The organism is Kordiimonas gwangyangensis DSM 19435 = JCM 12864, from assembly GCF_000375545.1.
Lineage (GTDB): Bacteria > Pseudomonadota > Alphaproteobacteria > Sphingomonadales > Kordiimonadaceae > Kordiimonas > Kordiimonas gwangyangensis.
In genome coordinates, this window is sequence record NZ_AQXF01000005.1 from 369,618 (window position 1) to 389,627 (window position 20,010).

Consider the following 20,010-nt stretch of genomic DNA (forward strand, 5'->3'; position numbering starts at 1 on the left):
GCGCGGTTTCTGTGCGGCCCTAAAGCCGCACTACCATGCCTTCAATCGGCTTGCCGCCAGTCTCATAAAGGTCAGCAATCAACCCCTGCAGCGCCTCCATGCCTTCATGGCGGGAGAGCGTCATCCACGGGTTGGCCGCATCGCTGACCCGGGCATAAAAACTTTTCTCCGCCGCGCCGTAGCGCTCATTGAAGCCTTGCGGCGTCCAGTCGGCATTGCGTTTCTTGATCTGGTTGGGCGCAAAGAAGAACACCGGCCGTGGGCCTGAGACATTGACCTCCTGCCGCTCGCCCGTATTGGCCGCGGTACCTGCGAAACAATCAAACACGAGGCTCGGCCCAAAATAGTCATGGATGCGGGTGCGCAGGTCATAGTCGCCGGAGAAATCCACATAAGTGATGGGTGTCTCGCGCTCCAAGGTGTCCAGCTCCTCATAGCTGATGACGGTGTCATAACAGCCAAGCTTTTCAACAAAGGATTTGTTTTTGGCTGATGTGAGCGCAATCACTTCAAGATCATCGCGCCCTTCAAGGCAGTAGGCTGTACCGTAGGCCGTTTTACTGGAAGCGGAAGACACAAGCAGGCGTTTTGCGCCAAAGCAGTCGTTATCCTCCAGATAATCCGCCAGCATGAAGGAGGTGATGAACAGCGGCCGGAACAGCATTTGATATTCTTCCATGTCCGGCGAATATCCGGCGTCAGTGCTGCAGCGGGTGTAGAAATTATAGGCCGACACCAGCTCCAGCCTGTGTTCAGCGCCGTCATAAAAGCCGCGCTCAGTCACGCGGATCGGCGCCATGCGGAACCGGGTCGCCACCGGGAAATAGCCGTAGAAGCGTTCCCCCACGGCAATGCCGTCAACATTGGAGGCAACCACATCGGCAAAGCCCCACACGGGCATATGGCCCCAGCCGTCCTGTCCCGTGGGGAAAAACTTCCAGTAGTTCATGAAGTCGCCAAGGGCGGCGTAGGTGATATTGTTCGACGACAGGCCAAACTGGTCGACCTTCACAAGAATTTCGCCGTCCCCCAACGCTTTGTCGTCGTTCAAAACATCGATGGTGGTGGTGCCGACGTTTACCTTGTCCGTCAGGAGGCGTGTGATTGTCTGGTTTGCCATGGCCTTGTTCCCCTATCCTTGTCTGATTGACGATAGGGCTGAAGCTTGGAAAGGCCAGAATATATTCGCAAGCACGGTTCCGCCTGAGGCGTTTCCTCAGTCGTCGTCCTTTTCGCGCACCTTGAAGGGCGGGAACACCACACTAACGCGGGTGCCGACACCTGGGCGGCTGTCGATGGTCATGGTGGCGCTGAGTTTCTCGGCAAAGGCGGTCACAAGCGGCAGCCCAAGACCGGAGCCTTCGTGACGGCGGCTGAGGCTGCTGTCCACTTGCCCGAAAGGCCGTTTGGCAATCTTGATTTCCTCAGCCGTCATGCCGATGCCGGTATCGGTCACGCTGAGGCAAAGGCCCCCGGTGCCGGTTTTCTCAAGGTTCATCGCAACCTTGCCGCCGGGCTCGGTGAACTTGATGGCGTTCGAGAGCAGGTTAAGCGCGATCTGTTTGATCAGCCGTTCATCAGCTTCAATGAGCACATTCTGATCGAACTGATGCTCAAGCGACAGGCTGGCTTCAAAGGCGCGCTGCTGCACCAGTGTCATGCACATCTCAAGGCTTTCAAGCGGGTCAATCCAGGTGAGGTAAGCCTCAAGCCGTCCCGCCTCCACCTTCGAGAGGTCAAGGATATCATTGATGATCGACAGGAGGTGGGTGCCGCTCTCGTGAATGTCGTGCGCATATTCCTTGTAGCGCGGGCTACCAAGCGGGCCGACCATCTCCTCGCGCAGAATTTCCGCAAAACCGAGGATGGCATTGAGCGGCGTCCTCAGCTCATGGCTCATGTTCGCGAGGAATTCGGACTTTGCCCGGTTGGCAAGTTCCGCAGTATCGCGAGACCGCTGCAACTCCTGCGCTTGCACAAGGTCTTCCGTCACGTCGCGGCCAATCAGCAGCAACATGGGTTCGCCCTCGATCTCGATCTTCTGGGCAAAAATGCGGAAATGGCGGATGAGGTTGCCGCGTGTGCGCACCGTGGTGGGCACATCGGTCATCGAGGCTGTCATCTTGAGTTCCTCGACAAACCGGCCAAGGAAGGTCTGGTCCGCCCAGATATTGATTTCCTGCGTGGTGTGACCAATCACTTCATCGCGGCGGCGGCCAAACACATTGAGGAACGCCGGGTTCACGTCGATGATCTTGCCGTCTGACAAGGATGAGATCAGCATGACCTCCGGCGTGAGCCGGAAGATGCTGCGGAAAATGCTTTCCGCGCGCTCGAACTGACGATTTTTGATCTTCTGCTCGGTGATGTCGTAAACGCAGGCCGCAACGCAGGTTTCGCCGTTCCACTGAATGGTACTGGCGCGGCAGGTAACCCAACAGGTCTCACCATCCGCACGCAACAGGCGAAGCTCGTAGCTTTCTGGGACATCATGACCCTTGATGCGCTTGTCGTAGTAGCTTTGCACGAAGCCGACATCATCGGGATGGACCCAGCGTTCGACACCTTCCGCCATAAACTGCTCGGTGGTGCCCTCATAGCCGACGATTTTGAGAACTGTCTCGTTGACGAAGATAAACCGATCGCCCGAGCGCACCATCACGCCCTCGGCAAGCGCATCAAGCAGCGCCGCGGTACCGGTTTTTCCAGCTTCGCCAGCCATCAATGACAGGTTCTCCCGCCCCAAAATCAGTTCCCCCTGAACGCTCATACATTGGAGCTAAAATCATAGATTTATTGAACTAAATTGCAATGCCCATCGATGTTGCTCATGCAAGTTTCCTGAGGGCACAAAGACTGTTCCCCCTATTGATGCCCCGGCACGCTTTAAGAATTGGTTACAATTGTAGAAATCCTGCGAACCAACATGCACGTATCAAACCCGGTTGGAGAATCCTGTTCCACGGATATTAGGGATTTCTACATAAGTTTACCGTAATGTGTGAACTCATTCGAATTGCAGGCTAAGGGCGTGTCACCCCTTTAAAATAAGGCCGTGACAACTATATAGGGTTGATATATAGAGTGAATGATAACAAAAGTGGCTCAAGCCGCTCAACTAAAGTGGCAAAGCCACATAACAAAACGCGAGGATGACAGTGAGGAAGATACTTAAAGTTGTCGCACCCGTGCTGGTGCTGGCGGCTGGGGTTGGTTCCGTTATGGTACTGGCTGCAGCAAAAGAAGCTCCCGAAAAAAAAGAAGAAGCGGCTCGCCCGATCTCCCTTTATGTGGATGAGGTCCGGTCTGAGAGCGTCGTTCTTTCGGTGCAGACCCAGGGTGAAGTTCGCCCCAAAACAGAGATCGATCTGGTACCACAGGTAGCCGGTCGCATCATTTCAATTTCCGATTCGTTTGCTGAAGGTGCTGGTTTCGAACCCGGTGAGGTTCTGATCCAGATTGAAGACGCAGACTATCAGCTTGCCGTAACAAGCGCGGAAGCCCGCCTTGCTGAAGCCAAAGTGAAGCTTGAGCAGGAAATGGCTGACGCCCGCATCAAGCGCAAACAGTGGCAGGACTGGGTCAAGGACGGTGAACCGACACCGCTTGCCCTCAACCAGCCACAGGTTGCCGAGGCACAAGCAAAATTGCGCGCTGCCGAAGCAGACCTTGATAACGCCAAGCTCAACCTGTCGCGTACCCGCATCAAGGTTCCCTTCAAGGGCCGCGTGCTGGAGCGTACCGCAGGTGTTGGCCAATATGTAACAGTGGGCGCCAAGCTTGGCCGTGTCTTCGCGACCGACAAGGTTGAAGTTCGCCTGCCGCTGACCGACCGTCAGTTGACTGAACTAAACCTGCCGATTGGTTATGTTGCCTCGGCTGGCAAGGGCCCGAAAGTAAGCCTGCGCGCCAATCTTGGTGGTGGTGACAATGTATGGGAAGGTCGCATCGTGCGCACCCATGCGTCTGTCGACCAACAAACCCGCCTGATGTACGCCGTTGCCGAAGTGGAAGACCCCTACGGCCAGCTCAACGAACGTGGCATGCCGCTTGCTGTTGGCCTGTTTGTAACGGCTTCCATCGAAGGGGTTACGCCGCAGAACGCACTTGTGATGCCGCGTGACGCGCTGAGGAGCGAAGACAAGGTATTCGTGATCAAGGACGAAAAGCTCGAGATCCGTACCGTTGACGTTCTTTCCACCTCGACAGAGCAGGTTTTTGTCACCGCAGGTGTTGAGCCGGGCGAAAAAGTTGTAACCTCCCCTGTACGTGGTGCCCATGACGGGATGGCGGCTGTGCCGATCACCCGTAGCGCCAAAAACGACATCGACAGCGCTTCGCGCTAAGGGGAGGCCAGCATGAATAAACTGATCGAATGGTGGGCACGCAACGGCGTTGCGGCCAACCTGTTGATGGTTGGTATCTTTTTGGCAGGCACCATGGGGTTCTTCTCCATGGAGCGCGAAATGGACCCTCAGGTTCGTTTCCCTGGCCTTGAGATCTCAGTCAGCTGGCCCGGCGCCGGCCCTCAGGAAGTAGAAGAACAGGTTGTTGCACGGATTGAAGAATCCGTCCGTGACCTTGACAACATCGAGTGGGTTCGCTCCTCCTCCGGTGAAGGCTTTGGTGAGGTTTACATCCTCGCGGAACAGAGCGTTGACTTCACACAGTTCATGAACGACGTGAAAATCCGCGTAGACTCGATCTCGAGCCTGCCGCGCGATATTGAACCGCCGCGGGTTTCCCAGTGGGTAAACCGTGACGAGTTCATCCGCGTTGCCGTGCACGGTAACCTGAGCGAGCGCGAACTGAAGCGTTTGGCTGAAAAGCTGCGCCGCGAAGCAGCCCAGCTGCCGTCCGTTTCCATCGTTGAGCTTTTTGGCGTACGCCGCGAAGAAGTGTCCATCGAGGTATCGGAAGAGAGCCTGCGCCGCTATAACCTGAGCTTCAGTGATGTTGCGCTGGCGATCCGCGCCAACTCGCTCAACACCTCGGGTGGCTCGGTGCGCACGGAAGCTGGTGAATACCAGATCACCGCGCGCAACATGGCCGACACCGAACACGACTTCAACAACATCATCGTACGTCAGACCGAGGGCGGCGCCACCATTCGCGTAGGCGATGTGGCAACCGTGGTTGACGGCTTTGAAGACAACGAAATCCTTGCCACGCTCAACGGCGAACCAGCAGTTCTGCTGCAGGTTATGACCACTGAACGCATGGATATCGTGAAAGCGTCAGAGTCGATCAACGAGTGGATCACCAAGCGTCAGGACAGCCTGCCGCCGGGTGCAAAACTCACGCTCTGGACTGACAATAACGAAGCTTTCCAAAGCCGGATGGAAACCATTGGCGGTTCGGCCTTCCAGGGTCTTGTGCTTGTGGTACTGGTCCTGATGCTGACCCTGCGCCCGAAGGTGGCCTTCTGGGTAGCCATGGGTATTGCTACGGCCTACGCAGGTGCCTTCGTGCTGCTGCCGGCCCTCGGCATCTCGATCAACATGCTGTCCACCTTCGCATTCCTCTTGGTGCTTGGTATCGTGGTGGATGACGCCATTGTGGTGGGTGAGAGTATTCACACAGAAAGTCAACGCACCGGTGGCGGTATCACCGCAGCCGTGTTTGGTACCCAGCTTGTTGCCAAGCCGGTTATCTTCGCGGTTCTGACCACCATCATCGCGTTCATGCCCTGGATTTTCCTCGACGGCTCAACGTCCGAGTTTACGCGTCACATCACCTGGGTGGTGATCATGGCGCTGGTCTTCTCGCTCATTGAATCGCTGATGATCCTGCCGGCTCACCTTGCGCACCTCAAGCCGCGTGAGAAACTGGGCCGCTTTGGTCGTCTGCAGAAGAAAATCGCTGACGGCATTACCAACTTCGCACAGCGCCGCTACCGTGGTATCGCGCAGTGGGCTGTCCGTAACCGCTACATCACGTTCAGCGTGTTTGTCTCTGTTCTCATCCTCGGCTTTGGCCTTTTCAGCACCGGTTATGTGAAGAAAAGCTTCATGCCAGAGATCGAGTCCGACGAGATCACCGTCAACGTGACCCTGCCGGAAGGCGCTTCCTATAACCGTGCACTCGATATTCTTGCCCAGCTGCAGGAAGGCGAGCGCAAGCTGGTTGAAGAAGTGGAAGCTCGCACGGGTGGTAAACTGATCGAGAACTGGTACACTCGCTCACGCCGTGACAGCGTACTGGCGATCGTGAAACTGTCGCCACCGGAAGAGCGGGACATGTCCGCCAAGGATGCGTCCATTCGCCTTCGTGAGCTGATCGGGGACATCCCGGACGCCAAGGAAGTATCTGTTCGTTACACCACAAGCGACAACGATGCCGGTTTCGAGCTTTCCGTTCGTCACCCGGATCTTGACGTGCTCCGCGAAGCGGTTGGTGACCTTGAGGACAAGCTTCGCACCTATGAAGCGCTCTATGACGTTCGCAACAACCTTGAAGGTGCGTCGGAAGAGATCCGCATCACCCTGAAGCCGGGGACCGAGAAGCTGGGCCTCACGCTTGCGGATGTGTCACAGCAAGTGCGCCAGGCATACTATGGTGAAGAAGTGCAGCGTATCCCGCGGGAAGGCCAGGACGTTAAAGTCATGGTTCGCTACCCCCGTGAAAGCCGCCGCTCAATCGAAAGCCTGAAGGACTTCCGTGTCCGCACCGCTGATGGTCGTGAGGTTCCGCTGATGGCTGTGGCTGAGCTTGAATACGCACCGGGTATCAAGCGCATCCAGCGCTGGAACGGTAACCGTGCGGCACGTGTCAGCGCCGACATGAAGGAAAACATCCGCAGCCAGGTGATGGAAGACCTCAATGCCAACTTCTTCCCCGAGTGGGAGAAGAAGTACCCCGGCATCGTGCGTGGTGCCATCGGTCAGGCAGAGGGTGAAGCCCGCTTCATCGCGGATGTGCTCAAGCTCTACGGCATGGCGCTCTTCGTGATGTACATGATGCTGGCCATCGCCTTCCGTAGCTACTGGCAGCCGATCGCGATCATGATCGCAATGCCGTACGCCTTCGTGGGTGCCATCTTCGGTCACTTCACCGTTGATATGACCATGGCCATCTTCAGCTACTTCGGTGTGGCTGCGGCCGCGGGCGTTGTGGTGAACGACAACCTCGTGCTTGTCGACTACTGCAACAAGCTGCGCGAACGCGGCATGGCGCCAATGGAAGCGATTGTGGAAGCCGGCGTTGCCCGTTTCCGCCCGATCCTGCTGACATCTGTCACCACCTTCGTTGGCCTGATGCCAATGATGATGGAACGGTCGATCCAGGCAGCCTTCCTGCAGCCCATCGTGGTTGCGCTGGCTTCGGGTGTACTCATCGCCTTCTTCGTAACGCTCTTGATGGTCCCTGCCCTCTACTCCATCGGTGACGACTTCAACCGTGGTTTCGCAACCACCAAGGGTCGCATCAAGGGAATGTTCGGCAGCCGCTCCAACAAGGCACCGGCGCAGGCTGAATAGAAGCCAGCACGCCAAAGATAGCCAAACAAAAAAGGCCACCGGATTTCCGGTGGCCTTTGTTTTTGCGCGAATGCTTTAAGGCTTAGTAACCCGCAGCATGTGAACCAGGGCGGCGAGGGTCGGCGGCCCCCATCAGCAGTCCGTTTTCACCGCGCATCACAGACTGAGCAGAACCCAGCACGCTATCCCAGGCTTCGGTCTCACCCATTTTTACCTGATGGCCCATCTGGCCCAGCAGGCGGCGTGTATCAACCGAATGGCCTGGCTCAAGGAACAGCTTGTCCGGATACCACTGGTGGTGAATGCGCGGCACGGTGATGGCCGCAGCCACGTTCATGTCAAACTCCATCACATTGAGCACCGACTGAAGCACGACCGTGATGATGGTGGAACCACCCGGGCTGCCGGTCGCCATATAGGGCTCACCGTTCTTGAACAGAAGCGTCGGTGTCATGGAGCTGAGCGGACGCTTGCCCGGTTCAATCGCGTTGGCTTCACCGCCCAGAAGGCCGAAGGCATTCGGCACACCCGGCTTGGCGGAGAAATCATCCATCTCGTTATTGAGCAGGAAACCTGCGCCCTTGACCGACTTGCCATTGCCGTAGGTGAAATTGAGCGTATAGGTGTTCGCGACCATATTGCCCTGATTGTCCGCCACCGAGAAATGGGTGGTGTCATGGCTTTCGCGGTCAAGGTCCGGCGCCGGGCCGATCTCGGTAGACGGCGTGGCTTTGTCCGGGTTGATCTTAGCGCGGATGGTGGCAGCATAATCCTTGCTCGTGAGCGCTTTTACAGGCACCGGGAAAAAGTCCGGATCGCCCAGGTATTTGGAGCGGTCGGCATAGGCGTATTTCATCGTCTCGGTCAGGCGGTGAATATAGGCCGCACTGTTGTGACCGAAGGACTTCATGTCCCAGCCCTCAAGCACATTGAGCATCTCAACGATATGCACCCCGCCCGATGAGGGCGGCGGCATGGTCGCAACCTTATAGCCGCGGTAGGTACCGAAAATCGGCTCCCGCTCAACAGCTTTATAGTTCTTGAGGTCCTCGTGGTCGATAAGGCCACCCTCAGCGGTCATGGCGGCCACCAGCTTGTCTGCCACCGGGCCTTCATAGAAGCCCGCCGCACCGTTTTCAGCGATCGCCGTTAGCGTCGCCGCGAGATCAGGCTGCTTGAACAGCTCACCCGGCTCGTAGCGGCTACCATCCGCCTTGAAATAGTTCGCGGCGCTGACAGGGTCAGACTGCAGGCGCTTCTGGTACCGGCCGAGGCTATCGTAAAGCGACCATGTCATCGGGAAGCCTTCACCAGCGAGGCGAATGGCAGGTGCCATAACGTCCTTGAGCGGCAAGGTGCCGTATTTGGAAAGTGCTGAGGTGAGGCCCATGACGGTGCCCGGTACGCCGCTGGCCTTCAGGCTGAACCGCGCGCGGTTGTTGTCCACATTGCCCTTCTCATCAAGGAACATGTCTCGGTGCGCACGCGCTGGTGCCATCTCACGGTAATCCAGCGCGATCACGCGGTCCTCTGCCTTGAGGTAGACCATCATGAAGCCGCCACCGCCAAGGTTACCCGCCTGCGGATGGGTCACAGCAAGCGCAAAACCCGTCGCAACAGCGGCATCAACTGCGTTGCCACCAGCGCGCAGAATCTCAAGCCCCGCTTCGCTCGCGTAATATTCCTGGCTCACGACCATGCCATTTTTGGCGAGGGTCGGATGGAACTGGCTATCATAGATGATGATGGGGTCTTTATTGTCGGCTACCGCCACTGACGTGAAGGCGAAGGCCGCCGCCAAAATCATGGCGATGTTACGCAGCACTCTCATGTCCACTCCCTTATTCTTCCACTTGGTCTAAAGATTAGACGAATGCGGCAATCATAGTGGGAGTTTAAGGGCCGTCCACCCTAAACACAGATTCACGGGTGAAGTTGTTCAACGGGCAGATGTGCGAGACGCGCGGGAACACCGGCCCCAAGATCCAGCATGGTTTCACCGCGCAGTTCGCCAAAACGTTCGAACGTCACGCCTGCGACATCGAAAAGGGAACTGTCGAAATCAAACACGGTAAAAAACTCACCGGCGTGGCTGGCCTTGTGCCTGATGGGAAGAATGAGGAATTGGGCATGGTAAGTGCCATGATTTGTGATCATGTCATGCGCGCCGCAGACGCCGCAGGGCTGATCCAGCACAGAGTTGTATAGGATAAGCTGCTTGCTGCGTGCTTCCGGGCTATCCATCAGCGTAAGGAAATCCTCGCCCGTATGTTCGTGCCCCAAACGGGAGACAATCTCTGTTCCAACAAGGCGGGAGGTGAAATGGGTGCTGTCGTGGCGTTCCACGATGGCAATACGCCCCATGAAGCTGATAACTTTCGCAGGGTGAAAGGCCTCCCTCGACGGTAGGATTTCATTCCCCCTTAATTCATGCCAATAGGCGATGAACGGCTTAAATGACGCGAACATGGCAACACCTGTTCTCCCATGCGTTCATTATGGTCGTTCAGGCGTTAACTTATCGCTAACGCTGTGGCATCATCGCCGACACACGGGAGACGGAGGACTTTGTGAAGGAAAAAATCAGGGCGCTTTATTTTGGCGACAGCAAAGAAGCGCACAGGTTCCGCCTCGCCCTCCTCGCCTTCGATCTGGTGACAATCGCCTTTTTCATCATCTCATCCATGATGGACACAGGCATTGTGGTACGCGTGATCGACTATGTGATTGCCGTCGTTCTGCTGGCCGAATTCCAGGCCCGCCTGATGGTCACCAAGTCCAAACTCAGGTTTCTGTTCAAGTTTGATACCTTCGCCGACATTGTGGTGATCTTCTCACTGCTTGCGCCCATATTCCTCGACAACCTTGGCTTCCTGCGCGTGGTGCGCATGCTTCGCCTGCTGCGGTCGTTCCATATGCTCAAGGCGCTGAGGCAGGAGTTTCCATGGTTCAAAGCCAATGAACAGATCATCCAGTCCAGCCTCAACCTGCTGATTTTCATCTTTGTGGTCACCGCGGTTGTCTATGTGCTGGAGGCGCCCCGGAATGACGACATCAACAACTATCTCGACGCGCTTTATTTCACGGTTGCCACGCTAACCACGACAGGCTTTGGCGACATCACCATGGAAGACACGCTCGGGCGCATGGTCGCTGTTGTTATCATGGTGTTCGGCGTCGCCCTGTTCCTGCGCCTTGTGCAAACCATCTTCCGCCCGACCAAGGTGGAATACCCTTGCGAAGATTGCGGCCTCAAGCGCCATGACCCGGATGCGGTGCACTGCAAACACTGCGGCAATCTCCTCAACATTCCTACTGATGGCGAATGGACGTAACCTGCGTCGCAACTGGTCCTGACAAAAGGCCCCCGCATTGGCGCATGGGTAAAATCTAAAATTTCCATAAAATCGATGTGCGGCTTGGTGAATGGACAAAAGGCCGGTTCAGCGGGCGTTTTTGCCCTGGCGTATTCCACGCTGATAGCCGTTACTCACTTCGAGCGCGTTGATCTGTTGATCTTGTCCTGACGATCAGCCCCGCTCTTCCCTACAGATACTTCATGCCAGCACGCGTAACCAAGATGGGGCGAGGGACCACATTTTTGATTGCGCGGGAAACCCGCAGTTAGACTAGGGAGAATTTACATGAGTACGATTAACGGCACGATCACGGGTGAAGTCCTTGCTGGCACAACTGGTAACGACGAGATTTATGGCTTTGGCGGTGCAGACGCAATCGCCGGTACGTCGGGTATGGATTCGCTTTATGGCGGCTCCGGCGATGATACCCTTGAAGGCGGTGCAGACGCCGATGTCCTTGTAGGCGGCACTGGCTCAAACGAACTGTCCGGCGGCTCTGGCGCGGACATCTATGTTGTTGGTGCGAACAGCACGAACGTAATTCTCGACTTTGATGTAAGCGAAGGCGACACGCTCGATTTCGCTGGTATCTCAGGCCTCGGCACACTTGATGCCGCACTTGCGGCGTCCACGCAGGTTGGTGCCGACCTCCAGATCGAACTACCGAACGGTGGCTCGGTAACGCTTGAGAACCAGACTTGGGCAGAAGTATCCGCGAACCTTACGTTTGATGCGCTCAAAGCGGACGACATGAACATTCAGGGTACCGACGACGATGACGTGCTGTCGGGCCTGAGCGGTAATGACACCATCCACGGCGAGGCGAATGACGACCTCATCATCGGTAACGATGGCAATGACTATGTGATCGCCGGCGAAGGTGACGACACAGCGCAGCTTGGGTTTGGTAATGATACCCTTTATGCCGGTGCAGGCGATGACGGTGAAGACACCGTATCCGGTGGTACGGGCAACGATGTCATTGGTGTTGGCGGCGGTAACGACTTTGTCGTGGGCGACAACATGAATGACGAAGTAACCGGCGAAGCGGGCGCTGACCTTATCTTCGGTGGTTCGGGTAGCGATACTATCGTAGTGGACAACTGGGTCGACGACAATGCAAACGGCGAATTCGACGAAGGCGAAGTAACCGCCCACGGCACCACCACCAACACAGCTTGGGCTGGTACGGGTAGCGATTCCGTCTACGGCGCAGCTGGCGCTGATATTATCGGCGGCGGTGACGACGAGGACCGTCTGTTTGGTTATGCTGGCGACGATATCATGTATTCCGGTGCAAGCGACCACGACGACGAAATCTTTGCAGGTGCCGGCAATGACCTTGCCTTCGGTGGCGACGGTGATGACCTTCTTGAAGGCGATGACGGCAATGACACCCTCTACGGTGGTGACGAGACCGACGTACTGATCGGTGGTAGCGGTAGCGACCGTCTCTATGGCGGTGCCGGTGACGATGAGCTGCGCGGCGGCGCTGACGCTGATACCTTCTTCTTCTCCGGCGCGCACGGCGATGACCAGATCAAGGACTTCGATGTGAATGCCGACACCCTGTTCCTCGCCAACGTTGCCGCAGACTTCCAGGATATGGACGATGTGTTGAACGCAAGCTATGCAACGTCGGTCGACGGCGCAACGGGCGTGATGATCGAAACCGGTGACGACACCAGTGTGTTCCTTGCTGGTATGACCATCGCATCCATGCAGAGCGCAGACATTGTGATCTAATGCACCGTGACAAACGCGAATCCAAGGGCCCTTCGGGGCCCTTTTTTATTGTGTGAGTCAGTTGACTCACGCCCTGCGAGGACGCGCCCACGACCATTGCGATATGAAAACCACCATAAGCCGTAGCAGCGCATTATGCGCACTGGGCCAAAATATAAAAATTCCATAAAGACGCACTTTATGGTGCCCCTCAAAACCCCAGCGCATCGGCCCTCATGCTGCACCGGTCTTAATATTGCCCCAGCTCCGCCACATTGCCCTTACGGCCTTCTTATAATCTTTCCGCCGAAGCAAACAGAAACCTCACTCGGTTTGTTTTACCCACGGTGACGAGGCTCAACGCCAACAGAAGGGCTCTATCCTTTAGGGAGAAGAAACATGAGTATCATTAAAGGCACATTCCTTGGCGAGGTGCTCACGGGCACATCCTTTGCAGACAAGATTTCCGCTTTCGCGGGCGCCGATGCGGCATCTGGTCTTGAAGGCAACGACACGATTTTCGGTGGCTCCGGCGACGACACCCTTGATGGTGGCGCTGGCGCTGACATCCTTGTAGGCGGCACCGGCATCAATGAGATCACCGGTGGCACCGAGGCCGACACCTTTGTCGCAACCGAGGGCGGCACCTATTACATCACCGACTTCTCCGCTGAAGACGGTGATGTTCTGCATCTTTCCCACATCGACGGCTTTGAAAGCCTGAGCGCTGTTATGAACGCATCCTCAGAGGTTGACGGCAACCTTGAGATCGAGCTGCCGGACGGCGGTAAAATCGTTGTCGAAGGCAAAACCTGGTCAGACGTTTCCTCAAGCATCGAAATTGCGATGGACGATGATGACGACGAAGGCGGCGCCCTTGGCGATGAAATCATCGGCACGGACGACGACGATGCCATTGTTGGTGAACAAGGTAACGACAGCCTCTACGGTGAAGCTGGCGACGACGTGCTCGAAGGTGAGCAAGGCGTTGACGAGCTCTTTGGCGGCGACGGCGACGATAGGCTTGACGGCAGCGTTGGCGGCGACCTCCTCGTGGGTGGCGACGGCAACGACTCTCTCATCGGCGACAATGGCGGTGACGAACTGCACGGCGAAGCTGGTGCTGACTTCCTCTCCGGCGGTAACGGCGTAGACATGCTTGTGGGCGGTGAAGGTGACGACACTATTGAAGCCGACAACGGCTCCGACGTGCTGATCGGTGGTGAAGGCAATGACCTGCTCAAAGGCGGCAACGGCGCTGATCTCTTTGTCGGCGGTGAAGGCGACGACACCATGGTTGGCGGCAAGTCCGCTGACACCTTCGCGGTCGACGGTAAATCGTCTGACGTGATCGCTGATTTTGAGAGCAACGAAACCATTCGCATTGACGATGAAGCCGATCTGGATTCCTTCGATGACGTGATGGACGCCGCGAGCGAAGTAGACGGTAACGTTGTGATCGACCTTGGTGACGACAACACGCTCACCCTTGAGAACACGACGATGGCAAGCCTCAAGGCTTCCAACTTCGAATTTGTCGATATCGACGAAGACGATGACGACTTTGATGGTGACGATGACGACGACACCGTATCCGGCGGCGACAAGGCTCAGTTCCTGCGCGGCGGCGACGGTGACGACTTCCTCACCGGTGAAGGCGGTAACGACTTCATCACAGGCGGTGACGGCGATGACACTGTTGGTGGCGGCCTTGGTAACGACATCATCTATGCCGGTGAAGGCGACACAGGTAATGACATGTTCGCAGGCGGCTATGGCAATGACGTCGTTGGTGCGGGCGCCGGTAATGACCTCGTAGTTGGTGACAGCTTCGATGCTGACGGCTATGGCAACCTGGGCTTTGACCTGCTGTTCGGCGGTGACGGCGACGACACCCTCGTCGCAGGCAGCTGGACTGACCTTAACGGCAACGGTTCCTTCGACGACGGTGAAATCGAAACCGAAGGCGAAGCCAGCAACATTGCCTGGGCAGGCACGGGTAACGACTCTGTCTATGGTGCTGCCGGTATCGACGTGCTTGGTGGCGGTGATGGCGATGACATGATCAGCGGCGAAGAAGGTGACGACACCATCTATGGCGGTGCTGACATCGCAGCTGACACGCTTGAAGGCGGTGCTGGCGCAGACGTGCTCTTTGCCGGCCGCGGTGATGACCTTCTCGAAGGTGGTGACGGTGCTGACCGTCTGTTCGGCGGCGTTGGCAGCGATGTGCTTGATGGCGGTGACGGCGCCGACCAGATCTTCGGCGGTGTCGGTGACGACATGCTGACCGGCGGCGCTGGTGCTGATGTATTCTTCTTCGCGGAAGGTCACGGCAATGATGTCATCACTGACTTTGATGTCACTGAAGACACGCTCTACCTCGCTAACGTTGCAGCCGCGTTTGACACGCTTGACGATGTTGTCGCGGCCAGCACCGAGACAACCGTTGACGGTGAAGCGGGCGTGATGATTGAGACGGGCGAAGGCTCTTCGGTCTTTGTCGCGGGTCTTGACCTCACGACCATGCTGACCGCAGACGTGACGCTCTAAGCCAACCGGCTTTTGAGATGCGAAAGGGCCCCACGGGGCCCTTTTTTCATGCCTTGCCGATAGTGCCGGCTGCGTGCATGGCTGCGATATCTTCAGGGCTTATGCCAAGCACATCCCTGAGCACCTCATCGGTATCCTGCCCAAGGTAAGGCGGCGCTTTTTCAAATTCGATGGTCGATTTCGAATAGCGGATCGGGCTCGCGACCGACGGCATTTTGCTGCCGTCTTTTGCGGTGAGCGCGAGCTCTATCCCCCGCGCCTGCACTTGCTCGTTGGCGAACACCCGGTCGATGGTGTTGATCGGGCCACCGGGCACATTAGCTTCCTCAAGGACAGCCACCCATTCGTCCGTCGTGCGGCCCGCAATAATGCCCGCTACAATCGGCACAAGTTCCGCACGGTGTGCAACACGGTTCGGGTTGGTGCTGAAACGCGCGTCCTCCGCGAGCGCAGGCATGCCCGCAGCCTTACAGAAACGCGCGAACTGACCGTCATTGCCGACCGCCAAAATCATATGACCATCCTTGGTCTCGAAACTCTGGTACGGCACGATGGTGGGGTGCGAATTGCCCTGCCGTACCGGCGCCTTTCCGGACACAAGGAAATAGGAACCCTGGTTGGCAAGCATCGCAACCTGCGTATCCAGAAGCGCCATATCGATATGCTGCCCCTCGCCGGTTTCGGTACGGTGATGAAGCGCCCCCAAAATGGCAATAGTGCTATAAAGCCCGGTGAACAGGTCCACCACGGCAACACCCGCACGCTGCGGCCCGCCACCCGGCATGCCGTCCGGCTCGCCCGTGATGCTCATCAGCCCACCCAGCGCTTGAATGAGCAGGTCATAGCCCGGGCGTTTGGCATACGGTCCCGTCTGGCCAAAACCGGTGATCGAGCAGTAGATGAGGCGCGGGTTCACTTCCGCAAGGCTCGCGTAATCGAGGCCGTATTTCCTGAGGCCCCCAACCTTGAAGTTCTCAAGCACAATATCGCTTTCAGCCGCAAGGCGGCGGATAAGCGCCTGCCCCTCAGGCTTAGCGATATCCACGGTGACAGAGCGTTTACCCCGGTTCGCGCACATGAAGTAAGCAGCGAGCGGTGCTTCGCCCTCGTCAAAAAACGGGGGGCCCCAGGTGCGGGTATCGTCCCCACCGTCCGGGTTCTCGATCTTGATCACGTCCGCGCCCAAATCCGCAAGGCATTGCGAGGCCCAGGGCCCCGCAAGGATGCGGCTGAGGTCAAGGACGCGGATACCTTTTAAGGGGCCCGCCATCAAATCACCCTTACATGAATGCCTGAAGGCCGGTCTGCGCGCGACCGAGGATCAGGGTGTGGATGTCATAGGTGCCCTCGTAGGTGTTCACCGTCTCGAGGTTCACCATATGGCGGATGACATGGAACTCGTCCGAAATGCCGTTGCCGCCGTGCATGTCACGCGCCATACGCGCGATATCAAGCGCCTTGCCACAGCTGTTGCGCTTGATGAGCGAGATATTTTCCGGCGCACAGCGGCCTTCATCCAGGAGGCGACCAACACGCAAACAAGCCTGCAGGCCGAGGGTGATTTCCGTCAGCATGTCGGCAAGCTTTTTCTGCACCAATTGATTCTGCGCGAGCGGGCGACCAAACTGCTTGCGGTCGAGTGTGTATTGGCGTGCCGCGTGCCAGCAGAACTCCGCCGCACCAAGTGCGCCCCATGCAATACCAAAGCGTGCCTTGTTTAGGCAGCCAAAGGGGCCACCGAGGCCTGAGGCGTTCGGCAGCAGGTTCTCCTCCGGCACCACGGCACCGTCGAGCACGATTTCACCGGTGATGGACGCCCGCAGGCTCATCTTGCCTTCGATCTTCGGCGTGGAGAAACCTTTGGTCCCGCGCTCAACGATGAAACCGCGGATTTTGCCATCGAGCTTCGCCCACACAACCGCAAGGTCAGCGATCGGGCTGTTGGTGATCCACATCTTGTTGCCGGTCAGCTTGTAGCCGCCGTCAACCTTCTCGGCGCGGGTCAACATGCCGCCCGGGTCAGACCCATGGTCAGGCTCCGTGAGGCCAAAACAGCCAACCCACTCGCCGGACGCCAGTTTCGGCAGGTATTTCTTGCGCTGCTCATCGGAGCCATACGCATAAATCGGGTGCATCACGAGGGAAGACTGCACGGACATGGCGGAACGGTAGCCGCTGTCCACACGCTCGATCTCGCGGGCGATCAGGCCGTAAGCAACATGGCTTACCCCTGCCCCGCCGTATTCTTCTGGCAGCGTGGCGCCAAGCAGGCCCATCTCGCCAAGCTCGGACATGATCTCACGGTCAAAATTCTCGTGGCGGTTGGCTTCAAGGATGCGGGTCATCAGCTTGGACTGGCAATAGTCGCGCGCACTGTCGCGCACCATGCGTTCTTCTTCCGTCAGCTGGTCGTCAAGAAACAGCGGGTCTTCCCAATTGAATTGCGGCTTGGACATTGAACTTCCCTATCGTTCACGCGTTTGAATGATTTTGTTGCATGTATATAGCAATTCAGCGGCGCATAAAGTAACATTTCGGACTGAAATGATTACAAAAACTCATGAATAGACCCAATGAAACGTAAACTGCCCAGCCTGATCGCCCTTGAATGTTTTGATGCTGTCATGCGCACCGGCCACGTGACACGTGCTGCGGAAAGCCTGAACCTGACACAAAGTGCGGTCAGCCGGCAGATCAAGAACCTCGAGGATTTCCTACGCCAGCCGCTTTTCTTGCGCGAACGTAAACGCCTGATCCCGACCGATGCTGCCAAACGTTATGACGAAAGTGTCGCCAGCCTGCTTTCCCAGCTTGAAGCCGAAACCCTACGCCTCATGACTTGGGGCGCAGACGATAGGGTGCTGACCCTCGGTCTGCTGCCCACCTTCGGCTCACGTTGGCTTATCCCCAAGCTGGGCGGCTTCACACAAGCTCACCCTGACATCCAGCTCAATATTGTCACCGGCTTGACGCCAGATGACTTTCAGACCGCAGGCACAGACGTGGCCGTTCAGTATGGCGGCGGCGACTGGGCAGGTATGACAGCCCACAAAATTGTGGATGAGGAGATTATCGCTGTCATTGCCCCGTCACTGATGAAGGGCAAGGAAAGGATCGACCTCGCGGACTATGACCGCCTGCAAATGACGACCCGTCCGGGCGCATGGCAAGAATGGTTGGGTGCGGGTGCGGGCACGCCGCAGCGCGGCACGCAGTTCGAGAATTTCACCATGATGATTGAGGCCGTACGTTCAGGCCTTGGGGTCGCGGTATTGCCGCTGATGTATGTGGCGGGTGATCTGGCCTCTGGCCGTCTGATTGCGCCATTTGGGCAGCCAGTCAAAAGCCGCAACGCTTATTATCTCGTGTATGCGGATAGCAAAGCGCCTATGAAAAAAGTTCAGTTCTTCCTCGATTGGTTGCTTAACGCACGTTAGGCGGTTATCACCGCAACTTATGTGTATGCAACGTTAATGTCATATTTGTAATTCTGTAGTATTTTCAGTGGGCAGAGAAGGGCACGCGGTCCTGCGTCAGGTGCGAATTAAAAAAAGCTGCACCGTCGCGATACCGCAAAAATTGAAAAACGAGGTGAAGCCATTCCCGCCGGCGCACTATATCTTATTGCGATTTTCTCCGTGCTGATTGGCAGTATCAGCGCGAGTGCGCGTGATGGTGACGCCAAACCCTACCGCATTTTCCACCCTGATATCGCACCGTGGGGCGACAGCACATCCCACGACGGTTTTGTGGTCAGGATCGTAGAAACCGCATTCGAGCGTGCAGGCCTTGACTATGAAGTTGTCTATGCGCCCTGGAAGCGCGAACAGGCCGCTGTACAGCAACAACAATATGCCTTCATGGCACCGCTGACCCGTATCGAAAGCCGTGAAACGCTTTATCAGTGGATTGCACCCGTCAACATCTCCTACCTCGAGCTTGTCACCAACAACCCGGACCTTGCGGCACAGAACATTGATGACCTCCGCGACTTTCCAGTTGCTGCGCGCATGGAAAGCCCTGCTGAATTCACCCTGCGTGACCTCGGATTTCGGTCTATTACGCTTGTGGAGGACGAAGAGGTCGCCGCCCGCCTGCTGAAAGCCGGGCGTGTGACCTTGTGGATGCAGCGCGGGCTGCCGGGCCGGTGGGCACACAGCATGTCTGGCGGCCATGCGAGCGAACTATTCAAAATCAAACGCTGGACGACACCGGAGCAGTATCTGGTTGCCTCACCCGGCGTGCCGCAGGATGTGGTGGAGAAGCTGCGCGATATTCTCACCACCATGCGCACCAGCGGTGAGATAGACCGCATCAAGCAGTCGTATTTTGACGAACAACTACCCTGCGAATTGATGATTGGATGTTCCCATACGCTCAACGAGCAAAAGGTCGCCCACCCTTAACTGGGCAAGTCCTTGAGTGCCTCTTTCGCGGAATCATGGCCCTGTTCAGCTGCCTGTTTCAGGTATTTCCGTGCCTTCTTCTCATTCTTTTCAACGCCCCGCCCGCTAAGGTACAGAACCGCCAAGCGGTATTTCGCTTCCGATAGCCCGTCATGGCGCATACCGCCGTCGACCGGCATGGTGAAACCGGGTACGTCACCCGCGGGCGGCACATAAGTGTAATTCCGGCCACTCGAAGGTGTTGCAGCGATCTCATAATAATGAGCGGCGGAGGTATATTCCTCCTGTCCTTCAAACCAAAGACCGAGTTGGAGTGCGGCCAGCCGGTCACCGTTACAGCTTTGCTTCATAAGGGCGGAGACACGGGCATCAGGGTGTTTGCTGCTGCAAAATGTATCACCGAGCCCTGTGCAAGCAGTGAGCGGTAAAAATGCAGCGACAACGGCCACCTTCAGAACAGCGCGGATATACATAAAATGTCCTCCCAAT

General features: G+C 57.0%; 14 protein-coding genes. 7 read left to right on the forward strand and 7 right to left on the reverse strand.

What is annotated here, in order from left to right; all coding sequences use genetic code 11:
* Positions 1–19: 19 nt before the first annotated feature.
* Positions 20–1,120 carry a DUF2855 family protein gene (locus tag B150_RS0115740; RefSeq protein ID WP_020400906.1) on the reverse strand — a complete coding sequence of 367 codons (1,101 nt, stop codon included), beginning with the start codon at positions 1,118–1,120 and terminating at the stop codon, positions 20–22.
* A 96-nt stretch (positions 1,121–1,216) separates the two neighbouring features.
* A complete protein-coding gene (locus tag B150_RS22630; RefSeq protein WP_020400907.1) occupies positions 1,217–2,722 on the reverse strand; it encodes a PAS domain-containing sensor histidine kinase in 1,506 nt (501 codons plus the stop codon).
* Positions 2,723–3,158: 436 nt separating this feature from the next.
* Here B150_RS22630 and B150_RS21480 point away from each other — a divergent pair, with 436 nt between their 5' ends.
* Positions 3,159–4,346 carry an efflux RND transporter periplasmic adaptor subunit gene (locus B150_RS21480; RefSeq protein WP_025895748.1) on the forward strand — a complete coding sequence of 396 codons (1,188 nt, stop codon included), beginning with the start codon at positions 3,159–3,161 and terminating at the stop codon, positions 4,344–4,346.
* A 12-nt stretch (positions 4,347–4,358) separates the two neighbouring features.
* Positions 4,359–7,478: an efflux RND transporter permease subunit gene (locus tag B150_RS0115755; protein WP_020400909.1), complete on the forward strand. Its 3,120-nt coding sequence runs from the start codon at positions 4,359–4,361 to the stop codon at positions 7,476–7,478.
* 82 nt (positions 7,479–7,560) lie between these two features.
* Here the strand turns inward: B150_RS0115755 and ggt are convergent, their stop codons facing one another.
* Positions 7,561–9,309 (reverse strand): gamma-glutamyltransferase, encoded by a 1,749-nt coding sequence (gene ggt, locus B150_RS0115760; protein ID WP_020400910.1) that lies wholly within the window; start codon positions 9,307–9,309, stop codon positions 7,561–7,563.
* Between the two features lie 92 nt (positions 9,310–9,401).
* A complete protein-coding gene (locus B150_RS0115765) occupies positions 9,402–9,947 on the reverse strand; it encodes a PAS domain-containing protein (RefSeq protein WP_081611494.1) in 546 nt (181 codons plus the stop codon).
* 101 nt (positions 9,948–10,048) lie between these two features.
* Between B150_RS0115765 and B150_RS0115770 the strand changes: the two genes are divergently transcribed.
* From B150_RS0115770 to B150_RS0115780, 3 genes are all read left to right on the forward strand, one after another.
* Positions 10,049–10,813, forward strand: a complete 765-nt coding sequence (locus tag B150_RS0115770; protein WP_020400912.1) for a potassium channel family protein — start codon at positions 10,049–10,051, stop codon at positions 10,811–10,813.
* Positions 10,814–11,122: 309 nt separating this feature from the next.
* On the forward strand, positions 11,123–12,583 hold the full coding sequence (locus B150_RS0115775; protein WP_020400913.1) for a calcium-binding protein: 1,461 nt from the start codon (positions 11,123–11,125) through the stop codon (positions 12,581–12,583).
* 378 nt (positions 12,584–12,961) lie between these two features.
* A complete protein-coding gene (locus B150_RS0115780; protein ID WP_020400914.1) occupies positions 12,962–15,115 on the forward strand; it encodes a calcium-binding protein in 2,154 nt (717 codons plus the stop codon).
* A 46-nt stretch (positions 15,116–15,161) separates the two neighbouring features.
* On the opposite strand, the gene B150_RS0115785 is transcribed toward B150_RS0115780, so the two are convergent.
* Positions 15,162–16,385, reverse strand: a complete 1,224-nt coding sequence (locus tag B150_RS0115785) for a CaiB/BaiF CoA transferase family protein (RefSeq protein WP_020400915.1) — start codon at positions 16,383–16,385, stop codon at positions 15,162–15,164.
* Between the two features lie 10 nt (positions 16,386–16,395).
* On the reverse strand, positions 16,396–17,571 hold the full coding sequence (locus B150_RS0115790) for an acyl-CoA dehydrogenase (RefSeq protein ID WP_020400916.1): 1,176 nt from the start codon (positions 17,569–17,571) through the stop codon (positions 16,396–16,398).
* A gap of 117 nt (positions 17,572–17,688) precedes the next feature.
* Between B150_RS0115790 and B150_RS0115795 the strand changes: the two genes are divergently transcribed.
* Together B150_RS0115795 and B150_RS0115800 are read left to right on the forward strand one after the other, a co-directional pair.
* Positions 17,689–18,552, forward strand: coding sequence for a LysR substrate-binding domain-containing protein (locus B150_RS0115795; protein ID WP_020400917.1), 864 nt, complete (start codon positions 17,689–17,691; stop codon positions 18,550–18,552).
* Between the two features lie 201 nt (positions 18,553–18,753).
* Positions 18,754–19,521, forward strand: a complete 768-nt coding sequence (locus B150_RS0115800; protein WP_020400918.1) for a substrate-binding periplasmic protein — start codon at positions 18,754–18,756, stop codon at positions 19,519–19,521.
* Here B150_RS0115800 and B150_RS21485 read toward each other — a convergent pair.
* On the reverse strand, positions 19,518–19,994 hold the full coding sequence (locus B150_RS21485) for a tetratricopeptide repeat protein (protein ID WP_020400919.1): 477 nt from the start codon (positions 19,992–19,994) through the stop codon (positions 19,518–19,520). The two genes, B150_RS0115800 and B150_RS21485, sit on opposite strands and share 4 nt — an antisense overlap.
* Positions 19,995–20,010 lie beyond the last annotated feature (16 nt).